The sequence below is a fragment of the Uliginosibacterium gangwonense DSM 18521 genome (assembly GCF_000373965.1).
Classification (GTDB): Bacteria; Pseudomonadota; Gammaproteobacteria; order Burkholderiales; family Rhodocyclaceae; genus Uliginosibacterium; species Uliginosibacterium gangwonense.
Window position 1 is genome coordinate 451,166 of sequence record NZ_KB892835.1, and the last position, 15,907, is coordinate 467,072.

At 54.9% G+C, this 15,907-nt stretch carries 15 protein-coding genes; 10 read left to right on the plus strand and 5 right to left on the minus strand.

Annotation, left to right across the window (positions count from 1 at the left end; genetic code table 11):
* Positions 1-399 precede the first annotated feature (399 nt).
* The 3 genes from B145_RS24450 (at position 400) to B145_RS0104985 (ending at position 5,135) form a co-directional block, all read left to right on the plus strand.
* On the plus strand, positions 400-4,188 hold the full coding sequence (locus tag B145_RS24450) for a CHAT domain-containing tetratricopeptide repeat protein (protein WP_018605567.1): 3,789 nt from the start codon (positions 400-402) through the stop codon (positions 4,186-4,188).
* Between the two features lie 311 nt (positions 4,189-4,499).
* Positions 4,500-4,628, plus strand: coding sequence for an ATP-binding domain-containing protein (locus tag B145_RS29590; RefSeq protein ID WP_425425546.1), 129 nt, complete (start codon positions 4,500-4,502; stop codon positions 4,626-4,628).
* 174 nt (positions 4,629-4,802) lie between these two features.
* Positions 4,803-5,135, plus strand: a complete 333-nt coding sequence (locus tag B145_RS0104985; protein ID WP_018605572.1) for a hypothetical protein — start codon at positions 4,803-4,805, stop codon at positions 5,133-5,135.
* A gap of 1,199 nt (positions 5,136-6,334) precedes the next feature.
* On the opposite strand, the gene B145_RS0104990 is transcribed toward B145_RS0104985, so the two are convergent.
* Positions 6,335-6,775, minus strand: coding sequence for an RrF2 family transcriptional regulator (locus tag B145_RS0104990; RefSeq protein ID WP_018605573.1), 441 nt, complete (start codon positions 6,773-6,775; stop codon positions 6,335-6,337).
* Positions 6,776-6,849: 74 nt separating this feature from the next.
* Between B145_RS0104990 and B145_RS0104995 the strand changes: the two genes are divergently transcribed.
* From B145_RS0104995 to B145_RS0105020, 7 genes are read left to right on the plus strand one after another with little or no spacing between them, the layout of a single operon-like run.
* Positions 6,850-7,152 (plus strand): metal-sulfur cluster assembly factor, encoded by a 303-nt coding sequence (locus tag B145_RS0104995; protein WP_018605574.1) that lies wholly within the window; start codon positions 6,850-6,852, stop codon positions 7,150-7,152.
* A gap of 41 nt (positions 7,153-7,193) precedes the next feature.
* Positions 7,194-7,469: a DUF2249 domain-containing protein gene (locus B145_RS24455; RefSeq protein WP_018605575.1), complete on the plus strand. Its 276-nt coding sequence runs from the start codon at positions 7,194-7,196 to the stop codon at positions 7,467-7,469.
* A 34-nt stretch (positions 7,470-7,503) separates the two neighbouring features.
* Positions 7,504-8,622, plus strand: coding sequence for a hypothetical protein (locus B145_RS24460; RefSeq protein ID WP_018605576.1), 1,119 nt, complete (start codon positions 7,504-7,506; stop codon positions 8,620-8,622).
* Complete coding sequence (locus B145_RS29595) at positions 8,606-8,965, plus strand: FAD-binding oxidoreductase (RefSeq protein ID WP_211209753.1); 360 nt, start codon at positions 8,606-8,608, stop codon at positions 8,963-8,965. The genes B145_RS24460 and B145_RS29595 overlap by 17 nt, the downstream gene beginning before the upstream one ends.
* Entirely contained in the window at positions 8,937-9,386 is a 450-nt protein-coding gene (locus B145_RS29005) for a ferredoxin reductase domain-containing protein (protein WP_018605577.1), read from the plus strand. The genes B145_RS29595 and B145_RS29005 overlap by 29 nt, the downstream gene beginning before the upstream one ends.
* The gene (locus B145_RS0105015; protein WP_018605578.1) at positions 9,383-9,760 is read left to right on the plus strand and encodes a hemerythrin domain-containing protein; all 378 of its coding nucleotides are present in this window, start codon (positions 9,383-9,385) and stop codon (positions 9,758-9,760) included. The genes B145_RS29005 and B145_RS0105015 overlap by 4 nt, the downstream gene beginning before the upstream one ends.
* Positions 9,761-9,791: 31 nt before the next feature.
* Positions 9,792-10,409, plus strand: coding sequence for a hypothetical protein (locus B145_RS0105020; RefSeq protein ID WP_018605579.1), 618 nt, complete (start codon positions 9,792-9,794; stop codon positions 10,407-10,409).
* Positions 10,410-10,497: 88 nt separating this feature from the next.
* Here B145_RS0105020 and B145_RS0105025 read toward each other — a convergent pair whose 3' ends face one another.
* The 4 genes from B145_RS0105025 to B145_RS0105045 form a co-directional block, all read right to left on the minus strand.
* Positions 10,498-10,884, minus strand: a complete 387-nt coding sequence (locus tag B145_RS0105025; protein ID WP_018605580.1) for a SirB2 family protein — start codon at positions 10,882-10,884, stop codon at positions 10,498-10,500.
* Positions 10,885-10,940: 56 nt separating this feature from the next.
* On the minus strand, positions 10,941-13,214 hold the full coding sequence (locus tag B145_RS0105030; protein WP_018605581.1) for a nitric-oxide reductase large subunit: 2,274 nt from the start codon (positions 13,212-13,214) through the stop codon (positions 10,941-10,943).
* 333 nt (positions 13,215-13,547) lie between these two features.
* Positions 13,548-14,729, minus strand: coding sequence for a DcaP family trimeric outer membrane transporter (locus B145_RS0105040; protein ID WP_018605583.1), 1,182 nt, complete (start codon positions 14,727-14,729; stop codon positions 13,548-13,550).
* A 236-nt stretch (positions 14,730-14,965) separates the two neighbouring features.
* A complete protein-coding gene (locus B145_RS0105045; RefSeq protein WP_018605584.1) occupies positions 14,966-15,907 on the minus strand; it encodes a CysB family HTH-type transcriptional regulator in 942 nt (313 codons plus the stop codon).

Below are 15,907 nucleotides of genomic sequence, written 5' to 3' on the forward strand. Positions count from 1 at the left end.
GTCTCAGTTTGGACGCCTCTTGGCTGCGCCCTTTCACATGGGGGGATGTAGCTGTGGGCCAGAATGCTTTGCAGGGCTTGCTGGCTGCGGTATCCTGCATCTGGCCTGCAGGACAGCATCTATTAAGACTTCCGTAATTCATAACATTACCGGAGGGTAGCCTGCAGTAAGCGGGGCGATGATCGAAGGGCTTTTTTGGGCGCTCTTGAGCTTGTTGCATGCGATCGTATGCGGTTCGCCCAGATTGTTGGGGCAGTAGTTGCCTTGGGAGGAATGAGGGGCTCTACACGACTCTAGTACTCATCTGTCACATCCAAAGTTAGTGCACCCATTTGAATTCATCCAAAATGAAAACACCATGATCCACTATTTACGGATATATTCTTAGGAAGAAGAAACATGGCAATGTCATCGGATCAGGGGGCTAAATCTAACAGCAGCGATCTAGCAGCTCTTCTGCAAGAGCTGCAACGACCTGCCAAAAGCGTTCAGGAGCTACCACATCGAATAGAATTATGCGTTCATGCCTTAGCGCTGGTGAGCCGAAATCAGCACTCGATCTTGTGGGCTGCGCTACAAAATGAACTGGGCAACAGTCTGACCCAAAACCCCCAGGGCAACCGCGCTGAGAACTTGGAACGATCCCTCCATCATCATCAGGAGGCGCTGGTGATCTACAACCGCACAGACTTCCCAGAGCAGTGGGCCATAACGCAGAACAGTCTGGCGAATGCATACTTGAAACGCATCCGTGGGAAGCACGTCGAAAACCTGGAGCAAGCCATCCATCATTATCAGGAGGCGCTAGCAGTCAGAACCCGCGAGTCTCTCCCCACGCAGTGGGCTGCGACTCAGAGCAACCTAGCGCTTGCCTACTCGAACCGTATCTGTGGAGAGCGCGCCGAAAACCTTGAGCTTGCCATCCATCACCATCAGAAGGCGCTAACAGTCAGGACCCGCGAGTCCTTCCCTGAGGACTGGGCTGCGACTCAGAACAATCTAGCGCTTGCCTACTCGAACCGTATCTGCGGTGAGCATGCCGAAAACTTGGAACAGGCCATCCATTACTGTCATGAAGCTCTAATGGTTTATACCCGCGAGTCCTTCCCAGAGGACTGGGCCATGACTCTAAACAATCTGGCAGTAGCCTTTTCAGACCGCATTCTCGGTGAGCGCTCCGAAAACCTGGAGCAAGCCATCTATCACTATCGAGAGGCGCTAGAGGTAAGAACCCGCGAATCCTTACCCGAAGACTGGGCAGCAACCCAGAACAACCTAGCACTTGCCTACTCAAACCGTATTTGCGGTGAGCGCGCCAAAAACATGGAGCAGGCCATCCGCTATTATCAGGAAGCCCTGACGGTTTATACCCGCGTGGCCTTCCCCGAGAAATGGGCTACGGCTCAGAACAACCTGGCAATTGCCTACTCGAACCGTACCTGTGGAGAGCACGCCGAAAACATAGAGCAGGCCATCCGTTATTTTCGAGAGGCGTTAGCGGTAAGAACCCGCGAGTCTTTCCCTGAGGACTGGGCTGCGACCCAGAGCAACCTAGCACTTGCCTACTCGAACCGTATCTACGGTGAGCGTGCCAAAAACATGGAACAGGCCATCCGTTACTATCAGGAAACCCTATCGGTTTGTACCCGCGCGGCCTTTCCCGAGAAGTGGGCTGTCGTTCAGAACAACCTGGCAATTGCCTACTCAAACCGCATCTATGGAGAGCGTGCCGAAAACCTGGAGCAAGCCATCTATCACTATCGAGAGGCGCTAGCGGTAAGAACCCGCGAGTCCTTACCCGAAGACTGGGCTGCGACCCAGAACAATCTAGCACTTGCCTACAGGAACCGCATCTGCGGGGAGCGCACAGAGAATCTGGAACGCGCTATTCATTACTATAAGGAGACGCTGGCGGTTTATACACACACGGCTTTTCCCGAACTGTGGGCAATGACCCAGAGCAACCTAGCCCTAGCTTATTCAGACCGCATCTGCGGGAAACACGATGAAAACCTGGAGCAGGCCATCCATCACTATCAGGAGGCGCTGATAGTCTATAACCGTACAGCCTTCCCAGGGCAGTGGGCTACAGCCCAGAACAACCTAGCGGTAGCCTACAAACATCGCGTCTGCGGTGATCGCGCCGAGAACCTAGAGTGTGCTATTCATCATCATCTCGAGGCGCTAGCGGTAAGAACCCGCGACTTCTTCCCCGAAGACTGGGCAGCGACTCAACATAACCTCGCAAATGCCTACTTAGACCGCATCAGCGGCGAGCGCGAGGAGAACTTGGAGCAGGCAATCCTTCGCTGTCAGGAGGCTCTGACGGTAAGAACCCGTACGGCTCTCCCCGAGCAGTGGGGCATGACTCAAAACAGCCTAGCACTTGCTTACTCTAATCGCATCTGTGGAGATCGAGCCGAAAACGTAAGCCACGCCATCCATCACTATCAAGAGGCGTTGAAGGTAAGAACCCGCTCTGCCTTCCCTACTGATTACCGCCAGACTCAGCGCAACTTGGGTGATCTGTATTTCCGAGAAAGCAGACAGTTGGATGCGCTCATTGCCTATCAGCGGGCGATCGAAGCGGGAAACGACCTTCTGGCTCTCGCCTATTCTGAAGTGGGACGGCAAGCTGAAGTAAGGGAAACCACTCAACTCTACGCCCGTACTGCCTATTGCCTACTGCGCTTGAATCGCCACAGCGAAGCACTTGAGGTTCTGGAGCGAGGCAAAACGCGTCTGTTGGCTGAGACAATGGCATTGAGCGATTTGGATATGGCTTCTTTGTCCATAGAGAACCAGCAGCAACTCCAGTCTGCTCGGTTAACCATCAAAGAATTGGAGGCAGAAATGCGCCTGCCTCCGAACACACCAGCGCGCCGGGATGATCGTGTTTTGGCGGAACGGCTTCTCACTGAACGGTCTGCGCTCAATAGTCTGGTTGGGAACATTCGACGCAAGGCCCCGGACTTCCTCCCGCTCGGTTTGAGTCTAGACGAGATACTTCAGCTTATTCCACCAGAAGGCGCGTTGGTAGCACCGCTATTCACCTCCCAGGGCAGTGCCGTATTCGTCATTCCGCAGGGCACCACAGAGCTTACCGCAGCACATGTAGTGCAACTGGACGCTTTCCAGGACGCAGACCTGGATGCCTTGCTGCGCGGCACACAAGAATGCCCCGGTTGGTTGACCGCGTACGGAGCCTACCTAGCTGATCTCGATATCAATAATTGGAAAGAGGCCATTGAGTCGCTCGTAGGACGAATGGGGCAAGCAATCATAGCGCCCATTCAAGAGCGCTTGACAGCATTGAAGGTTAAGCGCCTTCTTGTCTTGCCTTCAGGGGGTCTGCAACTGCTCCCTCTACACTCAACATGGTTCTCTGGGGAAGACGGGCAACGGTGTAGCTTGCTTGATGACTATGAAATCGCCTTCGCGCCTTCTGCGCACGCGTACTCCATTGCGCGTCGACGCCTCGCTGGGCGTACAGGACGTGAGGCGCTGGTAGTTGGAATCAACGATTACGCTCAGTCGCCCCTGGTCAACGCTATCCCCGAGGCTCAGGCTGTAGCCGCATTATTTAACGTTGCGCCCTTGCTCGACACCGACGCGACCAAAGGGGCAGTGATCAGCGGTGCCCCCAAGGCGGCCTATCTCCATTTCTCATGTCACGGCTCCTTCAATTGGAGCATGCCGATGGATTCGACACTCTGCCTCGCCAACAATGAAATGCTCACACTCTCAGATGTCATCGGCAAGCTGGATTTGCGGTCGGCGCGTTTGGTAACACTGTCAGCATGTGAAACTGGCATTTCTGATGCGAGCCAATCACCCGATGAGTACTTAGGATTGCCCGCAGGATTTCTGCAAGCTGGGACACCTGCCCTGATAAGCAGCCTATGGAGTGTGGACGACCGTTGCACTGCGTTACTCATGGACCGCTTTTACCACAATCATATCCTACAAGGAATGCGCTGCTCGGCTGCTCTGCGCGAAGCACAGCTGTGGCTACGGGGTACTACGCGTGCAGAGCTAGGTGAGCACTACAAGTCCTTTATTCGCATGAGTCCGGAGCATGCCCTAGGTGCTTACAAAGACATTATGCTGAACGGCGCACCTGATGAGCGTCCCTATGCCAATCCGTATTACTGGGCAGCATTTACCTTTAACGGTGCTGATGTTTAGAGTCTGTTGAGAACGTGCCTTCGAAAGGCAGTAGCCACCTGATAAAGTCATCTGTCAGTCGGCCAATGGTGACGTAAGACGTGTAGTGGTGACGACTCACGATAATACCGGAGCGTTTGTTGATTGCTGCGGATTTCATTGAAGTTGACCAGACGTTCCTGGGACATGTTGACCACTGTACTGGCGTTGACCGTTGATACGTCTGACAGCTTTGCTCAGCGAAGTTGAGTACGGAAAAGCGATGGTGGCGGTTGGAAGGGTGTGACAGTTCATGGGGCAAAGAACCGCGAGTTCGACAACGTTATTGTGCTGTGGCCAGCGGCCATGGGAGCGACGATCAAAAGCGTCGGCTCCTCTACAACGCAGTCACTCGCGCGAAAGAACGCTGCCTTGTACTCGTACAGTTGGAGGCCAACCTTAGTAAAGCTCCATTTGCATGAACTTTTAACGGCCTTGGGCCGACAGTGCATGATGACGTGCATATTTCAGCCTATTTCCGCCACCCGTTCTCATTCAAACTGTAGCAGTGATTCCAACGAGATATCAGCCAGTGGTTCCAGTGCAAACTCAGCCACTGACTCGGGTCATAAACCTCATTCTTTGTGCAGGACATTGTGCGCATCAACCGGCAGGAATTCGACGTCGTGACGCTGCGCAGCGGTATCATTTGGAATGTCCAATGCAAGAATAACTTCGTCGACCTCACGCGCGTCGATTCGGATGCGGCGGCCTTCGCCCGTTACAACCGCCGCCTCGTGCGCGCATATGAGAAGGCATTAGTGAAGGAACGCAATCGGGAGCAACTGCTGAAAATGAGACTGGGCCTTGAGCCTGTGCAGCACATGCTTGTCTCGCGTTTTCCTGTGGTGACGAATAACCCGCGCATCGTCGTTTACAGCCGCATCGCCGAGTTCGCGAAGCGGGCCGATGCTGTGCTGGCGGCTTGAAAATTCAAGACAATGCGGCTGATGAAAACAGTTGGATTTCGGTTTCATCGGCTAACTTACTTCCGCGCGAAGTTAGCTTTGCCGACATACCGGTTCTTTCCAATGTGGGCGACTGGTTTGGGTTTAGACTGTGCAAAAACACAATGAAGAGCCGGATTTGCATTTTTTTTTGGGTTGCTTTACCCCTCCTGCATGAACGATTGTTGCGTATGGGCCGTTTTAAAGGGTCGGTTTTTTGTCCCCTGGAATTCCACGGCGTTTTTACGCAGCCTCGGTTGGAAGCGGCCGTTAGCTCTCCGGATACCGACTGGCAGCTTTGGCCGACGATTTGCCACTCATAGTGTGCAAATCTATCAAATCCGGCCACGTGGAAAATATGTATTCGGATCACGCCTGAACTCTCATTCTTTCTGGCAATAACCAGTTGCTGGCAACTGCTGAATCATGGTCTGGCTCCACGCAACCGCAGCGAGTGGATTTTCGTCTGGCTTGCAGGCGCTGTTCGTAACTCTAACCGGAAACCGTGGCTGTGTTCAGATCGGAATAACTGGCTGGAAATGGATGAGAATTACTGGACGTGTTTGAAACGGAATTGCTGGTAGGTTTTGACTGGAATATGTAATGACGGCCAGTTGTCCTATCTCCTGGCTGATTTCCCTTCGCCGCTACGGCGGCCCCTCATGTCAAACGTTCGAGCGGTCGCTTTCCAAAAGCCTGACCGTCTGCAAAGGGTCGGACTGGGCATTCGCTAAGACCGAAAGCTGCTATACGGGTTTCCCTGCCACCTACTGGCTGCTTTTGGACGAATTGCAGCCTCTCAGGAGGTTGCTGCTAATTGACTGCTGTGGCCGAGGGCCTGCAACTGAAACGTCTACATTCTGAAGCACTTGGGTATAAAACGACACGTATTGGCCAGTAAGCAATGCTAGGTAAGGTATATGGATATATATCAGTGACACGATTTTGTAAACAACTTAGCGATTTGGGTTATGGTTGTTTACGTTAAATTTGTGTTGTTAAATTTTTAATTTAAAAATCATTGTGTTAAGTGTTTATTTACAGAAATAGTAAACACAACCCTTTTAGGGTCCAGTGAGATACATAGAGTGAAAACCCCCTGGCAGATTGATCTCTGCCAGGGGGTTTTTCTTATCTACTCGACGAAGGCCAACAAATTGTGTTGATAGATCAGCGGCGGCTTAGCGTACAAATTCTATCTTCAACAAACGTGCCATCGGTATCGGCGTATGGACCAGGTCGGCCAAGGTATGCTGGTCCAGCACGGCATAGAGTGCATCAAAGGCCTGCGCCAGAATCGGGATCAACTGGCAGCTGGCCGTGATGCAGCAAGCATTGCTTTCACCGAAGCACTCGGCAATCGGGCTGTCCCCTTCGGCAGCTCGCACCACGGCGCCCAGGCGGATCTGCTCAGGCGGAAATGCCAAGCGGATGCCACCGCCTTTGCCACGTACCGATTCAATCACGCCAGTCTTTGCCAGATGGTGTACTACCTTCATGAGGTGGTTCTCAGAGATCGCATACGCCTGCGCAATCCCCTGGATGGTTGCAAGCCGTTCCTGATGCAGTGCCAGATACATCAGCACACGGAGCGTGTAGTCGGTAAAGCTGGTCAGTTTCATAAGATGTGCAAAAAATATTGCTTTTGTAAAAGCAAAGGCATACAGTAAAGGTGTATTAAGAATACACCTTAATCATGACTACCGATACCCATACTTTGCAGGAAGTGCTGCGTCAGGTCATAGACCCCGAGGTTGGCATGAATATCGTCGATCTGGGGCTCGTATACCGCCTCGAACACAAAGCCGATGGCGTGGAGCTGGATCTGACGATGACTTCGCCTGCCTGCCCGATGGGGGAAAGCATTGCGGAAGATGCTGAGGCCGTGCTTAAAGCCGCCCTCCCGATCGATTGCCCAGTGCGCGTCCAGCTTGTGTGGAATCCACCATGGTCGCCCGCACTGATGAGCGAGCAAGCCCGCCAGCATTTCGGCTGGTAATCACCCCCGTGTCTTTTCCACTTTTTACAGGAGCCTCCACCATGACCCCAGCAGCCGTTACCCTCGACGTTCGTGCCATTGAGCCGCGCTTTCGCCACCCACTGATCTTTGGCATCTTTGAACGTCTCCCCGTAGGTCAGGCGTTGATGCTCACCAATGATCATGATCCCAAACCGCTGTACTACCAATTCCAGGCCGAATCGAGTGGCCTCTTTAGTTGGGATTACGTGCAGTCTGGCCCCGATGTATGGCAGGTCTGTATCGGCAAGGAAGGGGATGGCGGCCATCTCGATATCAATAGCCGCTGCTGCGGTTGATTCCCTAACAAGGTTTTCGTCTTCGCGCCTCGCCATGTCATTCCCCATTCCGCTCAAACGTTTGCGTGTCGTGCTTGCTCTGCCGGCCATCGCCGCGCTGGTGATCGGTGTGTTTGCCGGGCTTGCGCGCATCGGCGTGGCGCTACCAGGCTACTTCGCCAGTCTCACCATCGTGCATGGCGCACTGATGGTGGGCGGACTCTTCGGCACCCTCATCGGTCTGGAGCGTGCTGTCGCCCTCGCCAGGGGCTGGCCGTATCTGGCACCGGCACTGTCGGGCGCGGGCGCGGTGTGCCTGTTGGTGGCACCCTCCAGTCTGTTGGGTGCATGGCTGATGCTGGCTGCTTCGCTGGTGATGACTTGGGCCTGTTTTGATGTGTGGCGCGGCCAGCGGGCCATCCACCTTGCCACACTGGCTGCCGCCGCACTCGCCTGGAGCCTTGGTAATGCTGTTTGGCTGACTGTTGGCACGCTGATCCCAGCCGTGCCATTGTGGATGGCCTTTCTTATTCTCACGATCGCGGGTGAGCGTCTGGAACTCTCGCGCTTTGTTCCTACGCCGCGTTGGGCACGCCGCTTACTTGCTGCGGTCTGCGCTCTGCTATTGATTGCTGCCACGCTACACAGCCTGGGCCTGTGGGGGCTGCACGCCTATGCACTTGCCCTGCTGATGCTTGCTGCATGGTTACTGCGTTTTGATGTGGCCCGGCGCACCATACGCACGGCGGGGCTTACACGTTATATGGCGATCTGCTTGCTCTCAGGTTACGTTTGGCTCGCCATCGGGGCCGTACTGGGCCTTGCTGGCGCATTGCCGGTGGGTGATCCGTTGCGCGATGCGGCCCTACACTCAATTCTGCTGGGGTTTGTCATCTCGATGGTCTTCGGTCATGCCCCTATCATCGTACCCGCACTCACGCGTTTATCGATGCGTTGGCACCCCGGTTTCTATATTCCGCTTGCTGTCTTGCAGATAACCCTGATGCTGCGGGTAGCCAGCGCCTGGAATTCAAGCATCGCTTGGCGCGAGTGGGGGGCTATTGGCAATGCCATCGCGCTATTGATCTTCTTTAGCATGATCATTGAAAGCCTGCTTGCTGCGCGTGATGGGAAACGTGTTCGCCGAGAGGTGTCGCATGGAAACTCGCTCTGAAAACCTTCAAATACGCCATACCCTCGAAACTGTTATATCGATCCAGTGGTGGGCGCCTACGCTATGCACATTGCGTGTGAGCAAGCCCGCAGGCTACTCTTTTCAAGCTGGTCATTACGCACGCCTTGGTCTGCCCGCTGAGAGCACTTCCGAGGCTATTGTCTGGCGTCCGTATTCCATTGTGTCGGCGCCCGCTGAACCTTTCCTAGAATTTCTCATCACCGTGGTTCCAGGAGGCGCGCTGACGAGTAGGCTTACACGGCTTCAGCCCGGGCGATGCGCTGGCGCTGGAGTCGCACGCCTGTGGTTTCTTTGTGCCCACCCAACTGAGCCCTGGCGATGATCTGTGGATGCTTGCCACCGGGGCTGGGGTGGGGCCGTATCTTTCAATACTGCGCGAAGGTCACATACAGGAAGCCTTCCGCCATTTAGTCCTGGTGCATAGCGTGCGCCGAGCTGCTGAACTTGCCTATCATGACGAAATTCTGCAGCATCAGGTGAGTTTGCCAGGGCGCCTGCATTACGTGCGGATCGTTACTCGTGAACCCGGCGCGGGGTCGATACAATGCCGCATCCCCCAAGCTATCGAAGATGGCATCCTGCAAGCCCATGTCAGTTTGCCCCTTGATGTCTCCCACAGCCGCGTCATGGTTTGCGGCAATCCGGGTTTTACCGCCGACATGCGCCAACTGCTTGCCGGGCATAGCTTCCAACCCTGCCGCCGCAACCTTATCGGCAGCATGCTATTCGAGAATTACTGGTGAAACGCTCATTTCCCCTCATTCAGCTCTCACGCGAACATCATACTGCGCTCGTGCTTGCAAAACGTGCGGGCACATGCGTGGGGGATGCGGCTGCAAGTGCTGCGCTGCTGTCCCGCATCAACAGCGAATACGCGCCTGATCTGCTTGCGCACTTTGCTACCGAAGAACGCGAGCTGCCTGGCGTGGTGGCGCCTATCGCCCCAAGTTTGATTTTGCGCCTATTCAATGAGCATTCTCAACTGCGAGCGTTCCTTGCGCGTATCCACGCTGGTGATGTTACAGCACTCCAGCCCTTCGGCGAACTGCTTGCGGCACATGTCCGTTTTGAGGAACGGGAACTTTTCCCGTGCTTTGAAACCACCTCAAACAACTAAGGCATGATGCCCGCCCCAATCAGAAATCTCTATGAGCTATCCCGCATTTTTTGAAGATATCCCCCACATCCGTGTGTTCGATGCGCTCTCGAAATTTCTGGGTGCCAGTGACAATGGCATTCTTGAGTATGGCTATTCCGACGCTGTTCGTCTGGCAGGCCATTCATGTCCTACAGTCGCCAGCGCTTATTGGCTGACTGTACGTGCGCTGACCAGGCTCTACCCTGGCAGTGAAGAATTGCCCGAGCGTGGGCGCATTGCCGTCACTTTCCGCGAGTCTATCGGTACGGGCACCACGGGTGTCGTTGCCAGCGTAGCGACCCTGATCACAGGGGCGGCAGGCGAAGGCGGGTTCAAGGGGCTGCAAGGCCGATTTGTCCGGCGTGGTCTGCTGGAATTTGCCAATGCCACTCAGACACTAGAATTATGCTTTACGCGTCTGGACACCGGTGCCAGCGTTTCTGCGCAGGCTTACCCACAGCGTGTTCCGGCATCCTCCGATTTACCCCGCCTCATGCAGATTTGCATGCAAGGTATTGCCAGTGATGCAGAACAAGCTGCCTTTGCCACACAATGGCAGGCGCGTGTACGCAGTCTTTTGCTTGAATATGCGTATGACGATGATGTGTTTGAAATCACTTCGGCATAGTTGAAGAAATCTATCCGATAGATTTTCACCACCCGTCCAAATGCCTTGGCGGGTGTTTGCCTATCGCGTTGCCGATCCCTTATTGTGCCTAAGCGACCATGCCCCAGCTTGCCGAATGGGTCAGTGCAACGCCGACGATGTAACTTACCGTGAGTAATGCCGCACCCAAAAATATGGCGCGTCGTAAGGCGGGGGCATCTGCCATCAGGGCTTTCTTACCGAACAACACATAGGCGACGAGAGCAAGAAACTTGGCGGTAAGCCATGTATTCACAAACGGGTATTGATGCAGCAGGCTGGCCAGCCAGATGGCTGAACTCAGCAACACTGTGTCGATGATGTGTGGGGTAAAGCGCAGCAGCTTCCAGCGCCGCCAGTTTACGCCTGCCAATTGCAATCCGCCGCGCAGTACGAAAAGACTGATGCTGAGGATCACACAGGTGATATGGACATCACGGATGGCAAAGTAAGACATTGTGTATCAACCAGAAAAAAGGCCCATGGAAACATCCATGGGCCTGTTGCATAGGCTTAACGGCTTGCGGTGGCTGCCTTTGCGGCAAGCTTGGCGCGGTAGCGCGGGCAGACGAGACGCAACGCGAACACAACAAGGCTCAGCACGCCAAGTGCGAACACGATATCACCGGGCACACGTAGCCACACAAGATTTGTCATCAATGCAGAATGCACAATCTCGGGCGAGCGGGCATACCACAAGCCTTGACTGACGCTGGCCCAGGCCTGATAGATGCCCGCCGGTAAGAGTGACATGAACACCATCATTGCCAGCCCAATGTTGAGCCCCCAGAAGGCGTATTTGATCCAGCCATCGCGCCACAACTCACGCGGCATCAATCCACGCAGGCAGAACAGCATCAGGCCAATCCCCAGCATGCCATACACGCCAAACAAGGCTGCATGACCGTGGGCGGGTGTCATATTGAGGCCTTGCACGTAATAGAGCGAGATCGGTGGGTTGATGGAGAATCCCAGCAGCCCGGCACCCACTGCATTCCAGAAGGCGACCGCGACGAAACAGAGAATGACCCAACGATAGCTGCTCAGCCAAGGCGCCGACTTGCTGCGCTGGTAGTTGCGCCATCCTTCCGCGCCGACTAGTGTAAGCGGCACCACTTCGAGCGCAGAGAATACCGCACCCACTGCAATCACCGAGGTTGGCGTACCCGTGAAATAGAGGTGATGCAAGGTGCCCAGGATACCGCCGAAGAGAAAGACGATGGTCTCCATAATGATTGCGGCATTTGCAGTCTCGATGCGGATCAGGCCCAAACGCGCGAAGATCAAAGCAATCACTGCCGTGGCAAACACTTCGAAGAAACCTTCAACCCACAGGTGCACGAGCCACCAACGCCAGTATTCAATCATAGAGTAATGTGTATGCTGGCCCCACATGAGTGAGCTGGCGTAGAAACCGCCGATGCACAAGGCCGACAGGAAGACCATCATGATCAGCCCACGGCTTTCGCTCGGATGCCGCAACGCTGGCCAAAGTCCACGCGCCATCAGCACCAACCAGATCATCAGGCCCGCAAATAGGCCATATTGCCAGATGCGGCCCATGCTGGTGTATTCCAACCCTTGATTACCCAGCCAGAATGCAAAATTTGACCCCAGGCGCAATTGCGAACCAATCCAGCCGCAGGCAATCGAGCCGCCAACAACCAGCAGCAGGGCGTAGAACAAGATGTTCACACCAAGGCGCTGGAAACGTGGTTCCCGGCCAGTCAGTGCGGGGGCAATATAAAGCCCTGTGGCGAGCCATGCAGTGGCAATCCACAGCACGCCAAGTTGCGTATGGATGGTACGGCTCACCGTGTAGGGGAGTATTTCGGCTAGCGGGAAGCCAAAGAAGCTACGCCCTTCGACTGCATAGTGCGCGGTCAGCGCCCCCATCCCTACCTGTAGCAGCAAAAGTGCGATGACCACGTAGAAATACTTGATGGTGGCACGCATTGATGGAGTAGGGCTCAGGTTGAAGAGGGGATCAGCCTTTGGCGGTGTGGGATCAGCCTCTTCGCGGTGCGCGTTGTGATACACGATCATCCCGGCTATGGCGGCGATTAGGAGCACCACGCTGACAATCGACCAGATGCCGTTACCTGGAGTCGGTATATTGTCAATCAGCGGTTCGTGGGGCCAATTGCTGGTGTATGACATATGCGTCATGCCAGGACGATCTGTGGCGGCGGACCATGCCGACCAGAAGAAGAACGCCGGTAGGGCGGCAAGATCCTGTGGGTCGCGTAGCGTGGCGGGCACCATCGCGTAAGCGTCACGTAGCTTGTCGAGGCTCGGGTCGTCGCCAAAAAGCCGAGTGTAGTGTGTGGCCAGGGTGCGCACCGCAGCCGCGCGTGCCGGGCTCAGGGTGAGCGTGCCGGTCGTGGCGTCATAAGTATTGGCGCGCATCTCGCGCTTGGTAAGTTCCCCCACAGCACCCTGTTCCGCAGCGTCAAGCTGGTCGAAGAGCTTGCCGTAACGTTGTTGCGCAAGGTTGTCGCGCAGGGCGAGAATTTCTCGATGCAGCCAATCGGCGGACCAGTCCGGCGCCACGTAGCTGCCGTGCCCCCATACTGAACCAAGTTGCTGCCCGCCTGCTTCCAGCCAGGCTTGTTGCCCCTGCATGATCTGCTCTGGGCCGAAGATCTCGCTGCCGTCGCTACTCACCACATGCTGCGGAATGGGCGGTGCCGCAAGGTAAATCTCGCGCCCGATCCAGCCCAGCGCGGCAAACGAAAGAAAGAAGATGACGGCGAGCCATCGCCAGAGATTGCGGTGCGATTCCATGTCAGATGTTCTCCTGAGAGGTATTCATAAGATGCATGGTACGTGCATCTTTTAAAAGATTCAAGAAAAATACATCTTTAAGGCGTCGCATGGACCCTGAGCATGGCAGGAACAGCCGTACAGGGGAAATTCAAAGTAGTGAGCTAAAACCCTTATTCGAAAAGGGGTGTCGTCAAGGGAGGCGAGAAGATTACCCTCACAAATGCACGCTCAGTGGGGGACGTTGAAGTCGTTCACTGTGGGTTTGGCGGAACCCGCACACTGCGGGGTCGCAATGAAAAGCTGGCTTGGTTTTTGGGGGCTAGCCGATTGGATCGGCCAGCCCTTCAGAGGCTAGAAGTTGTAGTGGAATGAAGTCTGGATACGGTTGTATTTGCCGGATTCGCCACTGCTGAGCTTGCGCTGTGCATGGGCAAATTCCAGACCGAGGTCGAAGTTCTTGGCGGGCGACCAGATCACATTGGCAAATGCTTCATTGACAGTATGGTTGGCTGCATGGCCGACTGCATCCCGGTACTGGTTGCCCAGGCTGGTGTGGCCATAGATGAGGTTGGTGCGAATCTTGGGGGACCAACGATGCTGCCAGCCCGCCGTCACAGCCTTAACTGTGGTCAGCCTGATATCCGAGTTGGATACGATTTCCTTGTTGTAATTGGCATCTTCAACATACTGGCTGATCCCTTTCCCTGCGGTAACGAGGCCTTGCAGGAGGTCAGAGTCAGTAATCTTGATCGCCGCCCCAACACTTGCGCCAAAACCGTATTTGGTTTTTGACGTAGAATCGGTCGTGCCACTCGGAATCGTTTCATGTGCCAATTGGTTGCCGATTGCACGCACTGAAGCAGAGCCCCAGTTGCCGTCCAAAAGCCAGGCTGCGGTGACGGCAGGGGCTTTGATCACTGAGTTATCAACCGGGTTTTCCGGTACTTCCACGGCAACGGCAAATTTGCCCACCGAGCTGGGCGCCGTGGTATAGCGCACCTGGGGCTCGCGGGTGGAAGCAAGGCTGCCCGAACCGTTGAAGTCAACGGTTTCCGGAATGGATTCATTGCTGCGGAACAGGCTCCAGGTCTGGCCTGCAAGCAAGCTCCCCCAATCGGATGTCAAATTGCCATAGGCATGGCGCAGGCGGAATTTGCTGCCCACAAAATCGCCTTCAAGTACGGTATTCAATTTGCCGATATCGGTCGGCGTAAAGCTCTTGAAGCCAAAACGCGAGGTTTGTGCGGTGACGTTGAACTTGCCCTTGCGCGAATCGGTGTTCACGGTGCTCGGGTCGTTTCTGATCCCGATGGAGCCACCGTCATAGGCCCAGCTACCGGTACCAGCATTCAGATCCTTGATGACATCGACGTGTACATAACCGTAAAAGCCGAGTGAGGTTTCCGTGCCAGGAAGCTTGAAAGTGCCTGGTTCGTCGCCGCCGACAACAGGTTCGGCAGCATGGACGGACGCAGAAGCGATTGCAGAAAGCGCCAGCGTGACGGCAACAAAGAGGGTCTTCTTTTTCAACATTATTTGCTCTGCCTGAATGATGAGAGGATGAGTGACGGTGTATCCATTTAGAGTTTTTGGATTGACCGTTCGTGCAAATCCTAATCAAAGCAGCGCGTGGGCTGAACGATTTAATGCCTATATCCATCTAGGCATAAAGGGCAAAATAAATGTTATTTCAAGCTGTAGTTTTTATACAAAAGAAAAGAGGCTTATCGTGCCTGGGCGGCGCGCGATAAGCCTCAATGGGAGGAGAATCAATCGTATCCGTTCTCTCGATGAGGAGCGATGGCAGCACGCACGTTCGTTTCGGTCAGCTCTTTGGCGCAGAGCTCAATAAACCGATATGCATAACCGCGCAGATAGTGCCCGCGCCTGACGGCGATCAGGGTGGTGTTGCGTGAGAAGATATGCGAAGCATCAATCAGCCTGAGATCCTGGTCTTTCTCCGGATTGAACGCTCCAGGTGCAATGATGCCGATGCCCAGGCCCAGCTCCACGTATGATTTGATGACATCTGCATCGAGTGCGGACATCACGATATCGGGTGACAGGCCCGCAGTGGAGAAGGCCTTGTCAATCTTGGCGCGGCCCGTGAATCCCGCGTGATAGGTAATCAGTGGATACTCTGCCAACGCTTCAATGGTCAGGCTGGGCAGGTCCAGTAGCGGATGGCCTGCTGGTACAAGCACCGCATGGTGCCAGTCATAATAGGGAAAGGTGACCAGTTCGGTTTCGCCCGCGAGCGACTCTGTGGCGATTCCGATGTCGGCATCGCCCGAGAGCAATTGCTGAACGATTTCTTGCGGGCTGCCTTGGTGCAAGGCCAGGTGAACCTTGGGGTATTCCTGCTTGAACTGTGTTACCACCTGCGGCAAGGCGTAGCGGGCCTGGGTATGCGTGGTGACTACGGTAAGTTGGCCCTGGTCGCGCTGTGTGAATTGATCCGCCAGTTTTTTGATGTTGCGCGCATCCAGCAGCATGCGTTCGACAATAACAACGAGTTCCTTGCCCGGTTCGGTCAGCCCGAGCAGACGTTTGCCGCGCCGGATAAAGAGTTCCACGCCCAATTCATCTTCCAGATCCTTGATGTGTTTGGATACGCCGGGCTGCGAAGTAAACAGTGCGTTGGCGACTTCGGTCAGGTTGAAGTTTTGGCGAACCGTTTCACGCACGATACGGAGTTGTTGAAAATTCAT